The organism is Weizmannia sp. CD-2023 (assembly GCF_036225245.1).
Classification (GTDB): domain Bacteria; phylum Bacillota; class Bacilli; order Bacillales; family Bacillaceae_C; genus Weizmannia; species Weizmannia faecalis.
In genome coordinates, this window is the sequence record NZ_JARTJQ010000096.1 from 35,015 (window position 1) to 51,716 (window position 16,702).

Annotated in this window: 20 protein-coding genes; 2 read left to right on the top strand and 18 right to left on the bottom strand. The window is 48.8% G+C overall.

Annotated features, from left to right (window positions below):
* The 11 genes from spoIIIAG to P9687_RS14345 form a co-directional block, all read right to left on the bottom strand.
* Nucleotides 1-654: a stage III sporulation protein AG gene (gene spoIIIAG / locus P9687_RS14295; RefSeq protein WP_014098058.1), complete on the bottom strand. Its 654-nt coding sequence runs from the start codon at nt 652-654 to the stop codon at nt 1-3.
* Nucleotides 644-1,285 (bottom strand): stage III sporulation protein AF, encoded by a 642-nt coding sequence (gene spoIIIAF, locus P9687_RS14300; RefSeq protein WP_014098057.1) that lies wholly within the window; start codon nt 1,283-1,285, stop codon nt 644-646. The genes spoIIIAG and spoIIIAF overlap by 11 nt, the downstream gene beginning before the upstream one ends.
* Before the next feature lie 12 nt (nt 1,286-1,297).
* Nucleotides 1,298-2,494 carry a stage III sporulation protein AE gene (spoIIIAE, locus tag P9687_RS14305; protein ID WP_061565224.1) on the bottom strand — a complete coding sequence of 399 codons (1,197 nt, stop codon included), beginning with the start codon at nt 2,492-2,494 and terminating at the stop codon, nt 1,298-1,300.
* Nucleotides 2,495-2,498: 4 nt separating this feature from the next.
* Complete coding sequence (gene spoIIIAD / locus P9687_RS14310; protein WP_014098055.1) at nt 2,499-2,888, bottom strand: stage III sporulation protein AD; 390 nt, start codon at nt 2,886-2,888, stop codon at nt 2,499-2,501.
* Between the two features lie 34 nt (nt 2,889-2,922).
* Nucleotides 2,923-3,126 carry a stage III sporulation protein AC gene (gene spoIIIAC, locus P9687_RS14315; RefSeq protein ID WP_013859618.1) on the bottom strand — a complete coding sequence of 68 codons (204 nt, stop codon included), beginning with the start codon at nt 3,124-3,126 and terminating at the stop codon, nt 2,923-2,925.
* A gap of 31 nt (nt 3,127-3,157) precedes the next feature.
* Nucleotides 3,158-3,673: a stage III sporulation protein SpoIIIAB gene (gene spoIIIAB / locus P9687_RS14320; protein ID WP_061565225.1), complete on the bottom strand. Its 516-nt coding sequence runs from the start codon at nt 3,671-3,673 to the stop codon at nt 3,158-3,160.
* On the bottom strand, nt 3,666-4,592 hold the full coding sequence (gene spoIIIAA / locus P9687_RS14325; RefSeq protein WP_061565226.1) for a stage III sporulation protein AA: 927 nt from the start codon (nt 4,590-4,592) through the stop codon (nt 3,666-3,668). The genes spoIIIAB and spoIIIAA overlap by 8 nt, the downstream gene beginning before the upstream one ends.
* Before the next feature lie 208 nt (nt 4,593-4,800).
* Nucleotides 4,801-5,358, bottom strand: coding sequence for an elongation factor P (efp, locus tag P9687_RS14330; RefSeq protein WP_017550512.1), 558 nt, complete (start codon nt 5,356-5,358; stop codon nt 4,801-4,803).
* A 49-nt stretch (nt 5,359-5,407) separates the two neighbouring features.
* Complete coding sequence (locus P9687_RS14335) at nt 5,408-6,469, bottom strand: M24 family metallopeptidase (protein ID WP_014098051.1); 1,062 nt, start codon at nt 6,467-6,469, stop codon at nt 5,408-5,410.
* Nucleotides 6,463-6,918: a type II 3-dehydroquinate dehydratase gene (aroQ, locus tag P9687_RS14340; protein WP_014098050.1), complete on the bottom strand. Its 456-nt coding sequence runs from the start codon at nt 6,916-6,918 to the stop codon at nt 6,463-6,465. Before aroQ ends, P9687_RS14335 begins: the two co-directional genes overlap by 7 nt.
* A gap of 125 nt (nt 6,919-7,043) precedes the next feature.
* The gene (locus P9687_RS14345; RefSeq protein WP_035184604.1) at nt 7,044-7,562 is read right to left on the bottom strand and encodes a YqhR family membrane protein; all 519 of its coding nucleotides are present in this window, start codon (nt 7,560-7,562) and stop codon (nt 7,044-7,046) included.
* A gap of 177 nt (nt 7,563-7,739) precedes the next feature.
* Between P9687_RS14345 and P9687_RS14350 the strand changes: the two genes are divergently transcribed.
* Both P9687_RS14350 and P9687_RS14355 read left to right on the top strand, forming a co-directional pair.
* Nucleotides 7,740-8,663 carry a DUF1385 domain-containing protein gene (locus P9687_RS14350; protein ID WP_017550516.1) on the top strand — a complete coding sequence of 308 codons (924 nt, stop codon included), beginning with the start codon at nt 7,740-7,742 and terminating at the stop codon, nt 8,661-8,663.
* Nucleotides 8,664-8,821: 158 nt separating this feature from the next.
* Complete coding sequence (locus P9687_RS14355; protein WP_014098047.1) at nt 8,822-9,187, top strand: SA1362 family protein; 366 nt, start codon at nt 8,822-8,824, stop codon at nt 9,185-9,187.
* Between the two features lie 17 nt (nt 9,188-9,204).
* Here the strand turns inward: P9687_RS14355 and P9687_RS14360 are convergent, their stop codons facing one another.
* From P9687_RS14360 to P9687_RS14390, 7 genes are all read right to left on the bottom strand, one after another.
* Complete coding sequence (locus tag P9687_RS14360; protein ID WP_017550518.1) at nt 9,205-10,089, bottom strand: patatin-like phospholipase family protein; 885 nt, start codon at nt 10,087-10,089, stop codon at nt 9,205-9,207.
* 158 nt (nt 10,090-10,247) lie between these two features.
* Nucleotides 10,248-11,198, bottom strand: a complete 951-nt coding sequence (locus P9687_RS14365; RefSeq protein WP_017550520.1) for an NAD(P)H-dependent flavin oxidoreductase — start codon at nt 11,196-11,198, stop codon at nt 10,248-10,250.
* A 30-nt stretch (nt 11,199-11,228) separates the two neighbouring features.
* A complete protein-coding gene (gene paaX, locus P9687_RS14370) occupies nt 11,229-12,122 on the bottom strand; it encodes a phenylacetic acid degradation operon negative regulatory protein PaaX (RefSeq protein WP_017550521.1) in 894 nt (297 codons plus the stop codon).
* 42 nt (nt 12,123-12,164) lie between these two features.
* On the bottom strand, nt 12,165-13,364 hold the full coding sequence (locus P9687_RS14375) for an acetyl-CoA C-acyltransferase (protein ID WP_035187985.1): 1,200 nt from the start codon (nt 13,362-13,364) through the stop codon (nt 12,165-12,167).
* Between the two features lie 2 nt (nt 13,365-13,366).
* Nucleotides 13,367-14,230, bottom strand: coding sequence for a 3-hydroxyacyl-CoA dehydrogenase (locus tag P9687_RS14380; protein ID WP_168986038.1), 864 nt, complete (start codon nt 14,228-14,230; stop codon nt 13,367-13,369).
* A gap of 161 nt (nt 14,231-14,391) precedes the next feature.
* On the bottom strand, nt 14,392-15,909 hold the full coding sequence (locus tag P9687_RS14385) for an aldehyde dehydrogenase family protein (RefSeq protein ID WP_035184602.1): 1,518 nt from the start codon (nt 15,907-15,909) through the stop codon (nt 14,392-14,394).
* A gap of 19 nt (nt 15,910-15,928) precedes the next feature.
* On the bottom strand, nt 15,929-16,699 hold the full coding sequence (locus P9687_RS14390; protein WP_104851446.1) for an enoyl-CoA hydratase-related protein: 771 nt from the start codon (nt 16,697-16,699) through the stop codon (nt 15,929-15,931).
* Between the last annotated feature and the right edge of the window lie 3 nt (nt 16,700-16,702).

A 16,702-nucleotide genomic window follows, 5' to 3' on the forward strand; every position in this document is an offset into this window, starting at 1 on the left:
TCATTCTTTTTTTGGCATGACGGAAACACGGTAACTTGCGATATCAAGGGCGCTTGCAACAGCTTCTTTTACCGATTTTTGGATGGAGACGTCGCCGCCACCCTCGCAAACGACTAACACCCCTGTGATCTCCGGCTTCCTGGTTTCCGTTACAAGCGGCACTTCCTTGTCCCCGTTTTGGACGATGACGACTTTATCATCTTTTGAAATGCTGTCAATTTTCCGTTCCCCGCCGTTTTTATCTGTTTCGGTTGTCGTTTCATTCCGGATGGTGGCGTTTTTTTCGTACACTTTGCTTTCTGATGTGGCCACATTCACTTGGACGTTTACGGAACCGACGCCCTTGATTTGTTCCAGAATGCTTTTCAGTTCTTTCTCATATTGGTTTTCGTACGTGGAGATCGATTTTGATTTTTTGGAAGTGCCTGCACCGAATGCGGCTGTCCCTTTTCCGCCTGCCGTTTTTACGGGTGAAGATGCAGTCAGCGCTTCGTTTTTTTCGCTTGAAGTCCCGAAAAGGTCGTTGATAAACATCATCCCGAGACCGGAGATCAATAGTACGGTTAACAACACAAGCTTTTTCTTTTTATCCGGCGGGCCGGATGGCAGCCATTTTTCTTTCAGTTTTTTGAACGGTCCCTGGTTACGATCCATTTTCGTTTTCAAGCCCCCCTTCGAAACGGAGATCAATTTTTTCTTTATTGATTTTCCAGCGATTTGACAACATGGCAATGATCGATTGCTGCTCCCGTGTGCTTTGTTTTTCTGTTTGTTTATCCGTCCCGATTTCAACCGGTTTAATGGCAGCAACAGTCTCTTTTTCGTTTTGCGCTTCCAGATAGACGTGGATTTTTTTTACGTTTGACGCTTTTAAAGCGGTAAGATCCCCGCTTTTGGCCCCGTCTTTCCACTCGACCGTGATTTTTGAAATCGATTTTCCAAACGCTTCCTCTACCTCCCCTTCCACATCCTGCTTCAGTTGGACAGCCATTTGTTGTAATGTATATTCCTGCTGCATGTCATTTATTTCTTTTTTCTTCGTTTCAAGCGCATTTTCTTCCGCAGACGGGCTTGAAGTACTGGAATCCCCGAATTTTTCTATCCATATGGCAGGATCTGTGGAAAAGAGCCGGAATACGGGTGTGACGATGATGGCAATGAGCAAAAGCCCGGTCACAAGCTTTGTATATTTCCGCATCCCGGAGTCAGGCAGAAGCATGTCCGTTATGGTCGCCAAAAGGATAAAAATGATGATATTCAGCACCCATTTTGTCAAAACGTCCACAGGTCTCCCCCCTTAACGCATCATCATCGTAAGATTGCCCGCCGTAACGATGATCGTAATGCTGAGAAAAAACATGATGGTCACAATCGCGAGGGCGGCAAATACGTACAGCATGTTTTTGCTGATGATATCAAGACAGCTGATGACCGGCCCCCCGCCGAGCGGCTGCAAAAGGGCGGAAGCGAGCTTGAACATGAACGACATGGCGAAAATTTTGATAGCCGGAAACGCCGCAATGAGCAGCACAATGGCGACACCTGCAATGCCGAGCGTATTTTTCAAAAGGACGGAAGCGCTGATCACCGTATCGGCGGCATCCGTCAGCATCCGCCCGACAACCGGGACAAAATTGCCGGTCACAAATTTTGCGGTCCTGACCGCAAGCCCATCCATCACCGCCGTTGCCGTCCCCTGAACGGACAAGACGCCTAAAAACACAGCCATAAAAGCGCCGAGTATGCCGATCCCGAGATTGCGCAACAGACCGGCCATCTGTGTTGCTTTGTGCTGTTCCGAGAGGGTGCTGACGACACCTAAGAGCGTTGAAAGCAGCAGAAGCGGCAGCACGATGATCTCGACCAGCATGCCGCTTGTGCCGGAGAGAAAAATAATGACCGGGTGAAAAAAGGCTGCCGATCCGGCACCGCCCGATGTGGAAAGCAGCGCCAGCAAGAGCGGCATCAGCGCCAGGATAAAACCTTTCATTGTCCGGATCGCCTCAAGCGCATATTGAAGGGCGACATGAAAACTGTTCAGGGCAATAATGACGAGCACCATGAAAACAACCGCATACGCAATTTTGCTGATCGTCCCTTGCTGGAACGAATGATGCAGGTTTTCCAGCAGGATGCTCAGAATCGTAAGAATGATGAGGGAGCCTAATAGTTTTGCATTGATCAGCAGCTCCTGAAAAATATACGAAAGCAGCCCTTTCAGCCAGGCTTGCAAAGAAAAATGCTTTTCGCCTTTCATAAAATCCATAAGGCTCCCTTTCTGGCTTTCCGGCAAGTATCCGCCGTATTTGCTGACAATTTCATCCCAGTAGTTTTTCAGTTCTGATAAGTCCAATTGATTCAGTTGTTCATCGACCATTTTTTCCGGAATGTTCTCCTGTTTATCCGTATTTTCCGAAGCGGCGGATGCCGGCTGTGCGAAGAAACAGAAGGCAAACAGAATGAAAAGCGCGATGCACATTTTTTTACGCCCCATATTCTCAACTCCCTGCACGCGGAACGAGATTGACAATCGTTTCAATCAGCACGGTAAGAATGGGGATGGCCATTGTTAAAATTATGATTTTGCCGGCCAGCTCCACCTTTGCCGCAAGTGCCCCCTGCCCGGCATCTTTTGTAATATTGGATGCAAAATCGGCGATATAAGCGACGCCGATAATTTTCAGGATCGTTTCGATATACATCGTGTCGACATTCCCTTTTTGGGCAATTTTTTGCAGCAGGCGGATGATCTCATATATCTTGTCCACCAGAAATAGAAAGATAAAACAGCCGGCAAAAAGCGTCAGCAAAAAGGCAAAATTCGGTTTCTGCTCTTTTAATATGAGCGCAAGGAAAGTCGTGATGAGCGCCACACCCGCAATTTGCAAAATTTCAATGGGAAATCCCCCCTTTTTTCCCGGCTTACTGAAAAAGAAAGACCGTTTTGATTTTGGAAAACAAATCCCCTACGATGGATGCCACTAAAAACAAAATGTAAAGAAAACCGAGAAGCGTAACCCATTGCGCATATTCTTTTTTGCCAACCTGGTCAAGAATCGTGTGGAGAAATGCGACGACAATCCCGACCCCGGCAATTTTAAAAATGATATCCACATCAATGCCCATTGCTTTTCCCCCAATATGATCCGTGCATCTCTCAGATCAGTAAAATAGCGATCAGTAAACCCGTGAGGACGCCAAGGCTTTTTGCCATTTTTTCATAGCGGAGCTGCCTTTCGTGCGCTTCTTTTTCTTCCCGTTCCAAATGTGAAAGGGCCAGGAGCAGCTGCTTTTGCTCGGTATAGCGGTCATGTTTGCCCAGGTTTTCCCCGAGTTGCCGCAATACTTCATACTCATTTTCTTTCAGGGCCGTCATTTCCCAAATCCCGTCAAGGCTTTTTTCCCATGCTTCTTTTACCGTTGTTTCCAATGTTGTCAACTGGCCGGCAAAGGAACGGAAGAAGGCGGCAGCCGGATCCGGAAGCTGGTCTGACAGTTTTCTTGCCGCTTCATGCAGCGGGGTATGCCCGTACATGATTTCCACCTCCAGTGCTTGAAGCGCGCTTTGAAAAATTCTTAGCTGGCGGGGGCGTTCGCTTAACCGTTTCGCTGCCTCAAAGCCGATGAAACTGGTGGCGAACACAATCAGTGCTGCTCCAAAAAGTTTAAGCACGGGAAACACCTTCACCGGTACGAATGATGTTCCCTTCCGCATCCCGGACTGCTGTTACCCTTCCCGGCCGGCTCCCCCGCGACAGTTCGAGAAAACGGTCAAACGCATACAATTCGAGGATTTTCTTTAAAATCGGGCGCTTATTTATATCCCGGAAGTTTTCCCCGTGCGTTGTCATGACGAGCGAAATGCCCGCATTTACCGCCTCCATAATTGCCGCCGCATCTTCTTCGCGGCCGATCTCATCCACGATGATGACATCCGGGCTCATCGACCGGATCAGCATCATCATCCCTTCCGCTTTCGGGCAGGCATCCAGCACATCGACCCTTGGCCCGAAATGGAGTTGCGGGATGCCGTGGACGCAGCCGGCAATTTCAGACCGTTCGTCGACAATTCCCACTTTGGCGGGCGAAATGCCGCGTTCCGGGATCCCGGTTGAAATCAGCCGTGCGATATCCCTTAAAAATGTCGTTTTCCCGGTCTGTGGCGCCCCGATGATCATCGCGGACAACCAGTGCCCGTTGTGAAGGGCAGAAAGATAAGGATCTGCAGTTCCGATTTTTTCCCGGGCAATCCGGATATTAAAAGATGAAAAATAGCGGATCGCCTTTACTTGTCCATTTTCAAGAATGACTTTCCCCGCGAATCCGACACGGTGCCCGCCGCTGATCGTGACATATCCCTTTTTCAGCTCTTCTTCAAGGGCGTAAAAGGAGAAATTCGCAAGCCGGCTGATCAGCTGCTCGGCATCGCTCTCCGTTGGCATGTAGCGCAAAAAATGCGGGATTCCTTTTGAAGTAATTTCAAGCGGGCGGTTTACGCGGATGCGGATTTCTTCCACATCTTCGAGTATATCCCCCAACTTTTCCAGCTGGTTGGATAAGGATTTCGGCAAAATGCCCAGCAAATCTTCCATTCTTCATCCCTGCTTTCAAAACATACAGTTTGGTTCATGGATAGTACAATCTATTCGCCAGGTTTGAAAACTATGACAAGGAAGCAGTGGCAGGCTCCGAAAGTTTAAGTTGTTTATAATATGATTATGTAAACTTATTTTTTCCTATCTTGCCGGAAAAGCAAAAAAGCTTGACGCCGTTTGGGACGCCAAGCTTATTTCAAAGCAATCAGGCACGGGACACGTATGAACCGTCCGTTGTATTGATGATCAATTTATCGCCTTCATTTACAAAGAAAGGCACCTGTACCGTCAGGCCGGTTTCAAGCGTGGCCGGTTTGGACCCGCCTGTTGCCGTATCGCCCTTTACCCCCGGTTCCGTATGGGTAACTGTCAGCGTGACCGTATTCGGGAGTTCAATGCCGAGCGTTTCTCCTTGGTACATGATCATTTGCACTTCCATGTTTTCCAGCAAGTATTGCAGCTCGTCTTTAATTTGGGCGCTGCTCAGCTCGATTTGTTCATACGTTTCCGTATCCATAAATACGTGCTGGTCGCCGTTTGCATATAAATACTGCATTCTCCGGTTGTCGATCTGTGCCCTTTCGACTTTTTCGCCGGCACGGAACGTTTTTTCCTGGATGGCGCCGGTACGCAAATTGCGAAGCTTCGAGCGCACAAAAGCGGCGCCCTTTCCCGGTTTAACATGCTGGAAATCGAGGACGCGCCAGATGCCGCCATCCACTTCAATCGTTAAGCCGGTGCGAAAATCGTTTACTGAAATCATATTTTTCCTCCTACATGTTCATTCGATCCCCTGTTAAGGGCTGTAACTATTATAATATAATCAGTTCTTTTGCGGAATGCGTCAGCAATTCATTCGAATTTTCGGTCATCACCGTATCGTCTTCAATCCGGACGCCGCCGACACCCGGCACATAAATACCCGGTTCGATGGTGACAACCATGCCCGGTTCCAAAGTATAAGCCGAGCGCATGGAAAGATTCGGGCCTTCGTGGATTTCAAGGCCGATCCCGTGCCCGAGGGAGTGGCCGAACGCTTCACCATAACCTTTCTGAGCAATATAATCGCGGGAAATGGCGTCTGCTTCAACACCGGACATGCCCGGTTTAATGTTTTCGACGGCAAGCAGCTGCGATTCCAGCACAATATTGTAAATTTCCTTCAATTGCTCGGAAGGCTCCCCGACGGCAACCGTCCTTGTTATATCCGAACAATAGCCTTTATAGAGCGCACCGTAATCCATCGTGACCAAATCGCCTTTTTCGATCACTTTGTCCGTCGCCACCCCGTGCGGCATGGCAGAGCGGAGGCCGGATGCGACGATGGTATCAAATGAAGAAGCGGTCGCGCCGCATTTCCTCATGAAAAATTCGAGTTCATTGGAAACTTCCAATTCCGTGACGCCCGGTTTTAAGAAGTCAAGGATATGTTTAAAAGCAGCATCTGCAATATCCGCAGCTTCTTTTAATATCTTAATTTCCGCATCTGTTTTGATCAAGCGCAAATTTTCAACAAGTCCGGAAACCGGGACCAGTTCTGCATCGAGTAGCCCTTCATACGTTTTAAAAAGCGCATAGCTCATATGGTCCTGCTCAAACCCAAGCCGTTTGATTCCCATTGCTTCTACCTGTTTGGCCACTTCCTGTTCCACCGGTCCCTGATGCTGGACGATCTCGTAGCCTTCGCACTCTTTTGATGCCTGCTCGACATAACGGAAATCCGTAATAAATTTTGCCGCTTCCCCGGATATAAGGACAATCCCGGTCGTTCCCGTAAAATTGGACATATAGCGGCGGTTATACGGACTTGTAATGAGCAAGCCGTCAATAGCGGCCTGCGGAAATGTTTCTCTTAATTTCTCCAGTTTTAACATCTTTCTTCCTCTCCCTTTTCTGCCTCAAGCAAAGCCATGAGGGCAAGCTCATAGCCGTACAGCCCAAGGCCCGCAATTTGCCCGCGCGCAACAGCCGCCGTTACAGAATGGTGGCGGAATTCCTCGCGAGCATGGATATTCGAAATATGTACTTCAATCACCGGTAGACGGATGGCACTGATCGCGTCCCGCAAAGCATAGCTGTAATGCGTGAACGCGCCTGGATTGAAAATAATCCCGGCAAAGCCTTCATCCCCGGCAGCATGGAGCTTGTCAATCAGGGCGCCTTCATGGTTGGATTGGAAAAAACCGATGGCAACGCCGTACTTTCGGGCCGCCGCTTCCATGTGCGCCATCAAGGTTTTTAGCGAATCTTTCCCGTAAATGCCGGGTTCCCTTTGCCCGAGCAAATTCAGATTTGGGCCGTTTAATACGAGGTATTTTTTCATTTCAAGCACCTTTTTCCCATATTTAACGTGCCCATTTTACCACAAATTGAAGAAAATTTCTATTTTTTACTTTCCGCCTGCTTGTATCTGCCTGAATCCTGGGCGTTCCTCCCGCCCGGATCGATTTACGGGAGCGGGTTCGACTGTCTCTCCAGTTTTCTCTTAAAAACCCGGCTTCTTTCATACTCAAACGAAATCGAATAACCGATAAACACCCCATAGAGAATGTAAATGCAACAGCAAGTGATAATCGTATTGGCATCGAGTTTTAAAAAAGGCTTCATGCCGGGAAAAATCGGATTCAGCACAATCAGGACGACCGCGCACAGGCAAAGCCCGTAGATCGCGCCCACCCACATCGATTTCAATTTTTTAAAGAAAAGATAATAGACAAGGGCACAGCCGGTAGAGAACAATCCGTATACCAGTATGGAAATGGTTTTTCCGATCCACATTTTGCGCCAGGATCCTACCGTAAATGGTTCAAGCAGGACATTCGGTTCAATCGCCGTAAAATGAAAAGAAAAGCATAAATAGGCAACCAGGCTCCAAATGATCCCGCCCGCAAATCCGGTCACAAGCACCATTTGAAAAAAGGTCATGGAATGCTCCTGGTTTTTCATTGCTTTGCTGTTATTTTCCATATTTTCCACCCCTTCACATGGACGGCGCGCATCTTTTCTTTCTTATCTTTCCCATAAGTCTTTCCCCTAGTCGTATTTAAAATGATTTAGTAAAATAAGCGTAAGTAACGTTTCGGAAATCCATTCCGTCTTAAACGGGAAAGAAACATTCGAAGTTTAGGTTTGGGGGAGAAGAAATTGACAAAACCAGCTTATGGCGGCCAGGCAGTCGTGGAAGGGGTCATGTTCGGCGGAAAGCGGCATTCGGTCACTGCCATCCGCCGCAAAAACAACCGGATCGACTTCTTTTATCTGCCGAAAGAGACGCGCCCGTTCATTCAAAAATTAAAAAAAATCCCGTTTTTGCGCGGGATCATTGCCATCATTGAATCATCCGCAAACGGGGCAAAGCATTTGAATTTTGCAAGCGAGCGGTATGATGTTGACCCGGAAGAAGACGAAAAAAGGAAGGAAGCAGCCCCGGCAAAAACAACGGTGGTGCTCGGCGTGGCTGCTGCCGGCGTCTTGTCCTTTTTGTTTGCCAAATTTTTCATGACGCTGATTCCCGTTTTTCTGGCAGAACTGACAAGGCCGTTTTTTTCCGGAGATACCGCGCAAATTCTCATTGAAGGCGCGTTTAAACTGCTGCTCGTGCTTTCGTATATTTATTTGATTTCTTTAACGCCGTTTATCAAGCGGGTATTCCAATACCACGGGGCTGAACATAAAGTCATCAATACATTTGAAAACGGGCTTGCCCTGACCGTTGAAAACGTCCGCTCGCAATCGAGGCTGCATTACCGGTGCGGCAGCAGTTTTATTCTGTTTACCGTGATTGTGAGCGTCCTGATTTATACGCTTGTCCCGACAGATCCGCTCTGGCTTCGCATCATCGACCGGATTTTGCTGATTCCGGTCGTGCTCGGCACGTCGTTTGAAGTTCTTCAGCTGACCAATAAAGTCCGCCATATTCCGGTTCTGAAATATCTTGGCTATCCGGGCCTGTGGCTTCAGCTGTTAACGACAAAAGAGCCGGATGACAAGCAAATTGAAGTTGCGATTTCCTCCTTTCAGGCGCTGCTTGAACTGGAATCGGGTGATATGGCTTCTGCCGCCCGTTAAAAACGGCGTTTGAAGTTTCCAGTGCATGGGAATACATTTACTATCACAAGCTTGTTTGTGCGACGGGGTACCAACCTCAAAATAAAAACGGCCGGAACCGTATAAACTGATAGAATGATGGAAAAAATGGTTAGGAAAACATGAGGAGGTGGCTTTTGTTGAAGACGCGTCAATGGATCATCGCCGGCATTTTTCTTTTGGCCCTGCTTGGCCTGGGTTCCTCTTTGTTTCATGAGCCGGTTGTATTCTTAAAAAGGGTTTTGATAGCCTTCATTTTTGCGGCAGTGCTTTTGGCTGGCATGCGTTTCTTACTCAAGAGAAGCACAAATGTTTCCAACCAGGAACAAAAAGCATTTTTAAAAGCCGCCCGCAAATCCAGAAAAAGAATGAAAAAACGGAATATGAAGGTCCATACTGTCCACACGGTTAAATTTTCAAAACGGCCGCTGCGCAAAAAATCCAATGTCCAGTTAACCGTGATTGAAGGCAAAAAGGGCAAAAAGAAAAATCGAGCTGTCTACTAAGCTCGATTCTTTTTTAATTAATAGGACCACGTTTTCAGAAACGTTTCTGTTTTTTTCCGGCCCGCCTCGATTAAGGCTGCTTTTTGTTCGGCGGAAAGCTGAAAATCTGTGGCAGGTACGCCATCTGCAGCGATAAAAATAATGTCCTTTTCCAGTTTTCTTGAAATATAGCGGGCATCATGGGCGTCTTTCATCGTCTTGAACAAGGCATCGAACAGCTGGATCGCATTTTTTATCTCCGCATTTGGCTCTTCTGATTGTTTTGGGCTAAGCGTGATGCCGAGCACCGGCCGCGCCTTTTTTTCTTCCGGTTTGACAAACAGCCACATCGGAAAATTGCTTAAAACGCCACCGTCTGCAATAAGGCTCGTGCCTTCCAGCGAGCGCAGCCGTACCGGTTCGAAAAAATACGGGATGCTCGCGCTCATCCGGATGGCCTTTGCCACCGGAAAGGTTTGCCATGGCACCCCGTAACGCTCTAGGTCATCTGGCAATACAACAAGCCGGTTATGGGTAAGATCGGATGCCGTGAAATAAAGGGAGCCTTTTGGAACATCTTTGAACGTGTACACGCCTTTAGATGCGAGTTTTTCCCCGATCCATTCCTCAAACGCGGCGCCTCTGTACAGCCCGAGCCGCCAATACAGCAGCAGCCATTTCGCAAACGGCACCGGCAGCAGCGTTTTCCGCTCGTCAAGGAACGCGGCCGTGTCTGTTTCCGCAAGCATTTGCTTCATTTCGCCGCTTGTATACCCTGCAGCCAACAGCCCTGCAAAAACGGAACCGACGCTTGTGCCGGCCAGCCGTTTAAACGTAAATCCCCTTTTTTCCAATACTTCCAATGCCCCGATGAGCGCAAGGCCTTTTATGCCTCCACCGGAAAAAACCGCATCAATTTCCATGGAAACCCACCCTTGGATTCGCATCGGGCGTTTCGGTTTGTTGGTCAGAAAAGATACGGAATGTTGGCAGGATGCCCTGCTTAAGCGAAAGATGAAAAATGCTTTTTTATTATTTTAGCGCACAAGGAGAGGAATTAGAACAAAGCGTTCATACGGGACTATAACCGTGCCATGCTCCTGGTTAGCACAGCCTGCGCTTCCTTTACCATTTCTTCTAATAATTGGGCAACAGACGGGCAGTCCTCAATAAGGCCGGCAATTTGGCCCCCGTTTATAAAACCGTGCTCCATATCGCCTTGAAGCGCTCCCCTTTCATGATGGACTTCGCTTGTCAGCGCTTTAAAGCGGCCCGGATCCGCGCCGCTTTCTTCCAGTTCGCGGAGATAGACCGCGTACGCATTTTTGAACACTCTGCGCACCATTTGGTATCGTCTGCCGATGATCATCGTCGCTTCATCTGTTGCTTCCATTACAGCCTTCTTATATACAGGGTGAAACTGCGCTTCTTTTGTTGCGATGAATCTCGTCCCCATTTGCACGCCGTATGCCCCGAGCGAAAGCGCCGCCGCCAAACCTTTGCCGTCCGCAATCCCTCCCGCTGCGACAACCGGAATGTTGACCGCTTTTACAATCTGCGGAACGAGCACCATTGTCGTGCTTTCATTGGCAGCATTGATTCCTGCTGCTTCGTATCCTTCGCATACAAGGATATCAGCCCCCGCTGCTTCCGCTTTTTTCGCCTGGCGGACAGTGGAGGAGACACAAATCACTTTTATGCCGTTTTGATGCAGAACCGGGATATATTTCGAAGGGTTGCCGGCAGATAGGGAAACAACCGGAATCTTTTTTTCAATGGCTAACCGGATGACTTCGTCCGCGTTTGGATGAACCGAAATGGCAATATTGACGCAGCAGGGGGAAGCGGCCAGGCTGCGCATTTTATCCATTCTTTTTTCGATTTCCGCTACGGGCAGCGTCCCGGCGCCAATCGTTCCCAGCCCGCCGGCGTTGGAAACACTTGCAGCAAGGGCAGGATCACTGATATTTCCCATCCCGCCTTGAAAAACCGGAAATTTGATGCCCAACATTTCAGTTACCGGATTTGCCACTTGATCGCTCCTTTCTGCGCTCGGATCTCGTCATGCTTTTTCAGTTATAAGCGGATGGTCAAACACATCATAATGTTTGCTTTTCTGAAAAGTGTCGTATCCTTCAGAAAAAATGTCTTCGAAAAAATCATTTGCCGGTTTGGCAAGGATTCGGTAATAGTCCCGGAAAAGCGCGGCTGCTTCCTCCCCCTTCCATTTTTCCGGCAGCAGTTCTTCCGGCAAACCGGGATCCACAAACAATAGTTTCCGGTAATTATGGACAAGCATCGTCCGTTCGACAAAGCAGTCCTGATTCGTCATTTCCCCTCTTTTCATCTTTTCTTTGACGCTTTCATATTTTTCCCGGTAATGGGCCATAAAATCTTCATACCGGTCGTTCATATAATCAATATCCCATAATTCCTGTACAAGTTCTTTATCGGATTTGCCCCATACATTTTCGGCAGTGAAGATTTTGACATATTCATTGATCCCGTACTTGTCGATGATTCCTTTCATTTCATCCAGCAAATCATTCGGCGTAAGCCAGACACTGTTTAACAGGAGGCCGAAGCCGCTCCACATCAGTTCTTTTCTCAGTTCATCCCTGATGTTCCGCTTTTTTTCGGGTATCGTATACAGAAAAAACCGCCATTTGCCGTCCCATTTGCCCGGGTTCAGTTTAAAAATCCGCCCGGCAGCCTCATTCATCCGTTTTACACCGCGTTCAGTCAAAGAATAGTAACTGTTGTTTCCTTCTTTGCGGCTTTCCACCCAGCCTTGTTTGCTCATGCGGGAAATGGCAGCACGGACAGATTGCTCATGGTGGCCGAACGCTTCCAGCAATTTGATTAAACTGCCAATCCAAATTTCGCTTCCGTAATGGCGGATGTAATCGCCATAAAGCGTAAAAATCATCGAACGCGTATTTAACGTTTTTTCCATTTATAAACTCCTTGTCTCTGCCAAAGATCTCTTTCCCCCATTTTAAATTTTTTCGATAACGGTTGCAATCCCCTGGCCCACCCCGATGCACATCGTAGCGAGCCCCCGTTTTGCCTTTCGCTTTTGCATCTCGTGGACGAGCGTTGTTAAAATTCTCGCGCCGCTTGCTCCCAATGGATGTCCGAAAGCAATCGCCCCTCCGTTTACATTGACAATCTCACTGTCCAGTTCCAGCTGCCGGATGCATGCAATAGACTGGGAAGCAAAGGCTTCGTTTAACTCGACAAGATCAATATCCGAAATAGTAAATCCGGCGCGCTTTAATGCTTTTCTCGTTGCGTACACCGGGCCGAGCCCCATGATCCTTGGTTCCAATCCTGCCGTTGCGCTGGCGACAAACCGGGCCATCGGTTTGACCCCCAATTGGACAGCTTTTTCAGCGCTCATCAATAGCACGGCAGACGCCCCGTCATTGATGCCCGATGAATTTCCGGCCGTCACCGTGCCTCCTGCAAAAAGCGGTTTCAGCCTTGCTAGTTTTTCCGGCGTAGTATCGGGGCGGGGATGTTCATCCTGGGTGACAGACACGGATTCCCCCTTTTGATTCGTATACACGACAGGCACGATTTCATCTTGAAAGCGGTTTGCTTCCATGGCCGCTTTCGCCCTCATTTGGCTCGTAAAAGCAAAGGCATCCTGCGCTTTCCGGCTGATATGAAATTGCTTTGCGACATTTTCCGCCGTTTCCGGCATGCTGTCTGTCCCGTACATTTTCTTTAATTTTTCATTGACAAATCTCCATCCGATCGTTGTATCAAACATTTCCAAATTGCCCCTCGGGTAGCCGTTTTCCGGCTTTGCCATGACAAACGGCGCCCTTGTCATGCTCTCCGTTCCGCCGGCAATATAAATATCCCCGTCACCAACCATGATCGCTTTGGCTGCGATATTGACAGCATCGAGGCCCGATCCGCATAAGCGGTTAACGGTTGTGCCGGCGGTTTCGACCGGAAGCCCGGCGAGCAATGCAGCCATTCTTGCGACATTCCGGTTTTCTTCGCCCGCGCCGTTCGCATTTCCGAGAATGACCTCTTCGATTTCGTTCCAGGGAACTTCGGGATGGCGGCCGAGCAACGCCTTGATGGCGGTTGCCGCCAGATCGTCCGGCCTTACTGATTTTAACGCTCCTTTATATCGCCCAATCGGTGTTCTGACCGCATCAACGATGACGACGTCTCTCATCTTCATTCTCCTTCAACCGTTGTGTAATCATATACGCCCTTGCCTGTTTTCCGCCCAAGCCTGCCCGCTTTCACATACTTTTCCAGTAAAGGCGCCGGCCGGTACTTTTCGCCAAGCTTTTCATGCAAGTAGCACAAATTGTTTAGCCTTGCATCCAAACCGACCAAATCCGCCAATTCAAACGGCCCCATCGGAAAATTCAAGCCGAGCTTGACGGCTTTATCGATTTCTTCCGCTGTCCCTACCCCTTCCTGCAGCATGTAGAACGCTTCATTTCCAACTAAACAGCTGATTCTGCTTGTAACAAAGCCGGGAAATTCATTCACGATCACCGTTTCTTTCCCCATTTTTTCAGCTGTTTTTTCAGCCCGTTGAACCGTTTCATCGCTTGTTTCAAGCCCCCTGATGATCTCGACAAGCGGCATTTTATGCACCGGATTGAAAAAATGCATGGCAATAACAGATGCGGGACGGGTAGTAAAAGAACCGATTTCAGTCGGGCTCATCGTTGATGTATTGGTCGCAAGGATGCAACCGGCAGGCGCAAACCTGTCCATTTTTTCAAACACTTCTTTTTTTATTTCCGTTTTTTCCGGCACTGCCTCGATGATCACATCTGCACAACCGGCTGCAGCCGGCAAATCAACGGTATATTCGATATTTGCCTTTATCCTTTCAGCATCTGCCCCGTTGATTTTCCCCCTCGAAAGCCCTTTTTCCATGACGGATTCAATCCTGTTTTCCGCTTGATGCAAGATGTCAGGCCGGACATCTACCAGTCTGACTTTGAAACCGCCGAGTGCGCCCGCATAAGCAATGCCGCACCCCATTACCCCTGAACCAATGACAACCAATGTTTCCGCCATCATACCACTTCCTCTTTACATTTTCTATCTTTTTAGACGATTTTTAAAAGAAGCGAACCCATCCCGAAAGAATGCGTTCGCTTCTTATTTGTCCATCTTGCCCTGCCGGATACCCGTTTCACTGCCAGTGCAGCAATGAGTGCCTTTATTCGACCGGAAGCTTATAACTGAAACGGGTTTAAAGGTTTTGCCCCTGCATAAGTGAGTACACTCTTGGTTTCACTGTATAAATCGAGGCATTCGAAGCTTAATTCGCGCCCGAAGCCGGATTGTTTATATCCGCCGAACGGTGTCCCCGGGAATGCGGAGAACGGGCTGTTGACCATGACAATGCCTGCCTGGATGCCGTCTGTGACCCGCTTAATTAGGCCCTGGTCCTTTGCCCAAATGCTTGAAGCCAGGCCGTACTTCGTCGCATTTGCAAGTTTTACGGCTTCCTTCTCCTCTTTAAAAGGCATCACCACCACGACCGGCCCAAAAATTTCTTCCTGTGCAATTTTGCTGTCATTGGTGACGTTTGTGATAATGGTCGGTTCATACCAGTAACCATTTTCAAACCCTTCCACTTTAGCCGGTTTTCCGCCTGTCACGATGGTTGCGCCGGCCTGCTTTGCTTCTTCGACATAGCGGTGGATGGTTTCCAGCTGCTCTTTGCTGATGATCGCCCCGATATGCGAGGCAGGTGAAAACGGATCACCGAGCACCAGTTTTTTCGTTTTGGCCACAAATTTTTCCATAAACGCATCGTAAATGTCTTCCTGCAGGAAAATACGGGATCTCGCTTCGCACGATTGCCCGGTATTATAGAAGATGCCGTACAGGGCACCATTGACGGCGGCATCGAGATCCGCATCCTGAAATACGAGATTCGGAGATTTTCCGCCAAGTTCCAGCGTGACTCTTTTCAATGTTTCCGAGGCGTTTGCCATGATCTCTTTTCCGGTGGAAGTTTCTCCGGTAAAGGCGATTTTATCGACCCCTTCATGCTTCGCCAAATAAGACCCGATTTTCGCCCCCGGCCCGGTAATCACGTTCACAACGCCTGCCGGAACACCGGCCTCATGGCAGATTTCAGCTAGTAAAATGGCTGTAATCGGCGTAAGGCTTGCCGGCTTTACCACAACAGAACATCCTGCTGCGATCGCCGGGGCAATTTTCCATGCAGCCATCATGAGCGGGTAATTCCATGGAATGATCTGGGCAGCGACCCCAACCGGTTCTTTTTGGGTATAGTTAAAGAACTGGCCGGGAACATGGTTCACAGCGCCGCGATGCCCGACAATTGCCCCCGCGAAAAACTCGAAATCTTCAATGGCCTGCATCACTTGCCCCTTAGCCGTTTCAATCGTCTTTCCGGTATTTAATATTTCCATTTCAACAAGCGCATCAAAACGGCTGCGCATAATGGAGGCAATTTTGTTCAGGACGCGCGCCCGTTTTCCAACCGGATAGCGCCTCCATTTTCCGTGTTCAAAAGCATGGCGCGCCGCCTCAACGGCCCGGTCGACATCCGCGTAATCCGCTTTCGGCACCGTGGCGATTGCTTCGCCGGTTGCAGGATTATAGACGTGAAACGTTTCGCCGCCGGCAGCATCCACCGGTTCTCCGTTGATGACCATTTTATACGCGCTCCGTTTCATTTCAGCAGGAAATACTGCTACTTCTTTTGTTATCGGCATGCATGTTCATCCTTTCTGTTTAATTGCCTTTGTATTCCGGTTTTCTTTTTTCAAAAAATGCCCGGACCCCTTCCTTGTGGTCGGCTGTTTGCCCTGCAATCCGCTGGGCGTATGCTTCATTTTCGAGCATTTCATCCAATGTGCTTTCAAAGCTTTTTTGCATATACCGCTTCACGAGGCCGATTGCTTTTGTCGGCATCGCAGCAAGCCTTTCAGCAAAATGCTGCGTTTCCTGTTCCAGGTGGCAGGCTGGAACCACTTTCGTTAAAAGTCCGTATTCCATCGCTTCTGGTGCACTGATTTTCTCCCCTAAGCAAGAAAGCTCCAACGCCTTGGCATAGCCTGCAATCCTCGGCAGGAAATAGAGATTCCCGGAATCCGGCACAAGCCCAATATGAATAAACGCGTTAACAAAAGTGGCCTGTTCGGATGCGATCCGGAAATCACACGCCAGGCAGAGGCTGAAGCCTGCACCCGCAGCCGGCCCATTCACGGCAGCAATGAGCGGTTTTTCAAAAGCCGCGATTTTCTTCACCATCGGGATGTAACGTTTCCGGATGATTTCACCGTGATCGGCCTGTTCGTTTAAACTGCCCAAATCCTCCCCGGAACAGAAGGCCCGGCCTGCACCGGTAAGGACCAGTGCGCGTATGTGCGGATCTTGTTCAGCTGATGTTAAAACGTCTATGATTTCCCGGTTCATCGTTTCATTAAAAGCATTGAGTTTGTCAGGACGGTTCAACGTCAGCCAGCCGACATGGTTTTTTACTGTAAAATCAACGGTTTGCATGTC

Excerpts from the sequence above, each read along its gene's own strand:
- spoIIIAG (WP_014098058.1), bottom strand. The coding sequence starts at position 654 with ATGGATCGTAACCAGGGACCGTTCAAAAAACTGAAAGAAAAATGGCTG.
- spoIIIAE (WP_061565224.1), bottom strand. The coding sequence starts at position 2,494 with ATGGGGCGTAAAAAAATGTGCATCGCGCTTTTCATTCTGTTTGCCTTC.
- spoIIIAC (WP_013859618.1), bottom strand. The coding sequence starts at position 3,126 with ATGGGCATTGATGTGGATATCATTTTTAAAATTGCCGGGGTCGGGATT.
- spoIIIAA (WP_061565226.1), bottom strand. The coding sequence starts at position 4,592 with ATGGAAGATTTGCTGGGCATTTTGCCGAAATCCTTATCCAACCAGCTG.
- efp (WP_017550512.1), bottom strand. The coding sequence starts at position 5,358 with ATGATTTCAGTAAACGATTTTCGCACCGGCTTAACGATTGAAGTGGAT.
- P9687_RS14335 (WP_014098051.1), bottom strand. The coding sequence starts at position 6,469 with ATGTTAAAACTGGAGAAATTAAGAGAAACATTTCCGCAGGCCGCTATT.
- aroQ (WP_014098050.1), bottom strand. The coding sequence starts at position 6,918 with ATGAAAAAATACCTCGTATTAAACGGCCCAAATCTGAATTTGCTCGGG.
- P9687_RS14345 (WP_035184604.1), bottom strand. The coding sequence starts at position 7,562 with ATGGAAAATAACAGCAAAGCAATGAAAAACCAGGAGCATTCCATGACC.
- P9687_RS14360 (WP_017550518.1), bottom strand. The coding sequence starts at position 10,089 with ATGGAAATTGATGCGGTTTTTTCCGGTGGAGGCATAAAAGGCCTTGCG.
- paaX (WP_017550521.1), bottom strand. The coding sequence starts at position 12,122 with ATGGAAAAAACGTTAAATACGCGTTCGATGATTTTTACGCTTTATGGC.
- P9687_RS14375 (WP_035187985.1), bottom strand. The coding sequence starts at position 13,364 with ATGAGAGACGTCGTCATCGTTGATGCGGTCAGAACACCGATTGGGCGA.
- P9687_RS14380 (WP_168986038.1), bottom strand. The coding sequence starts at position 14,230 with ATGGCGGAAACATTGGTTGTCATTGGTTCAGGGGTAATGGGGTGCGGC.
- P9687_RS14385 (WP_035184602.1), bottom strand. The coding sequence starts at position 15,909 with ATGCCGATAACAAAAGAAGTAGCAGTATTTCCTGCTGAAATGAAACGG.
- P9687_RS14390 (WP_104851446.1), bottom strand. The coding sequence starts at position 16,699 with ATGCAAACCGTTGATTTTACAGTAAAAAACCATGTCGGCTGGCTGACG.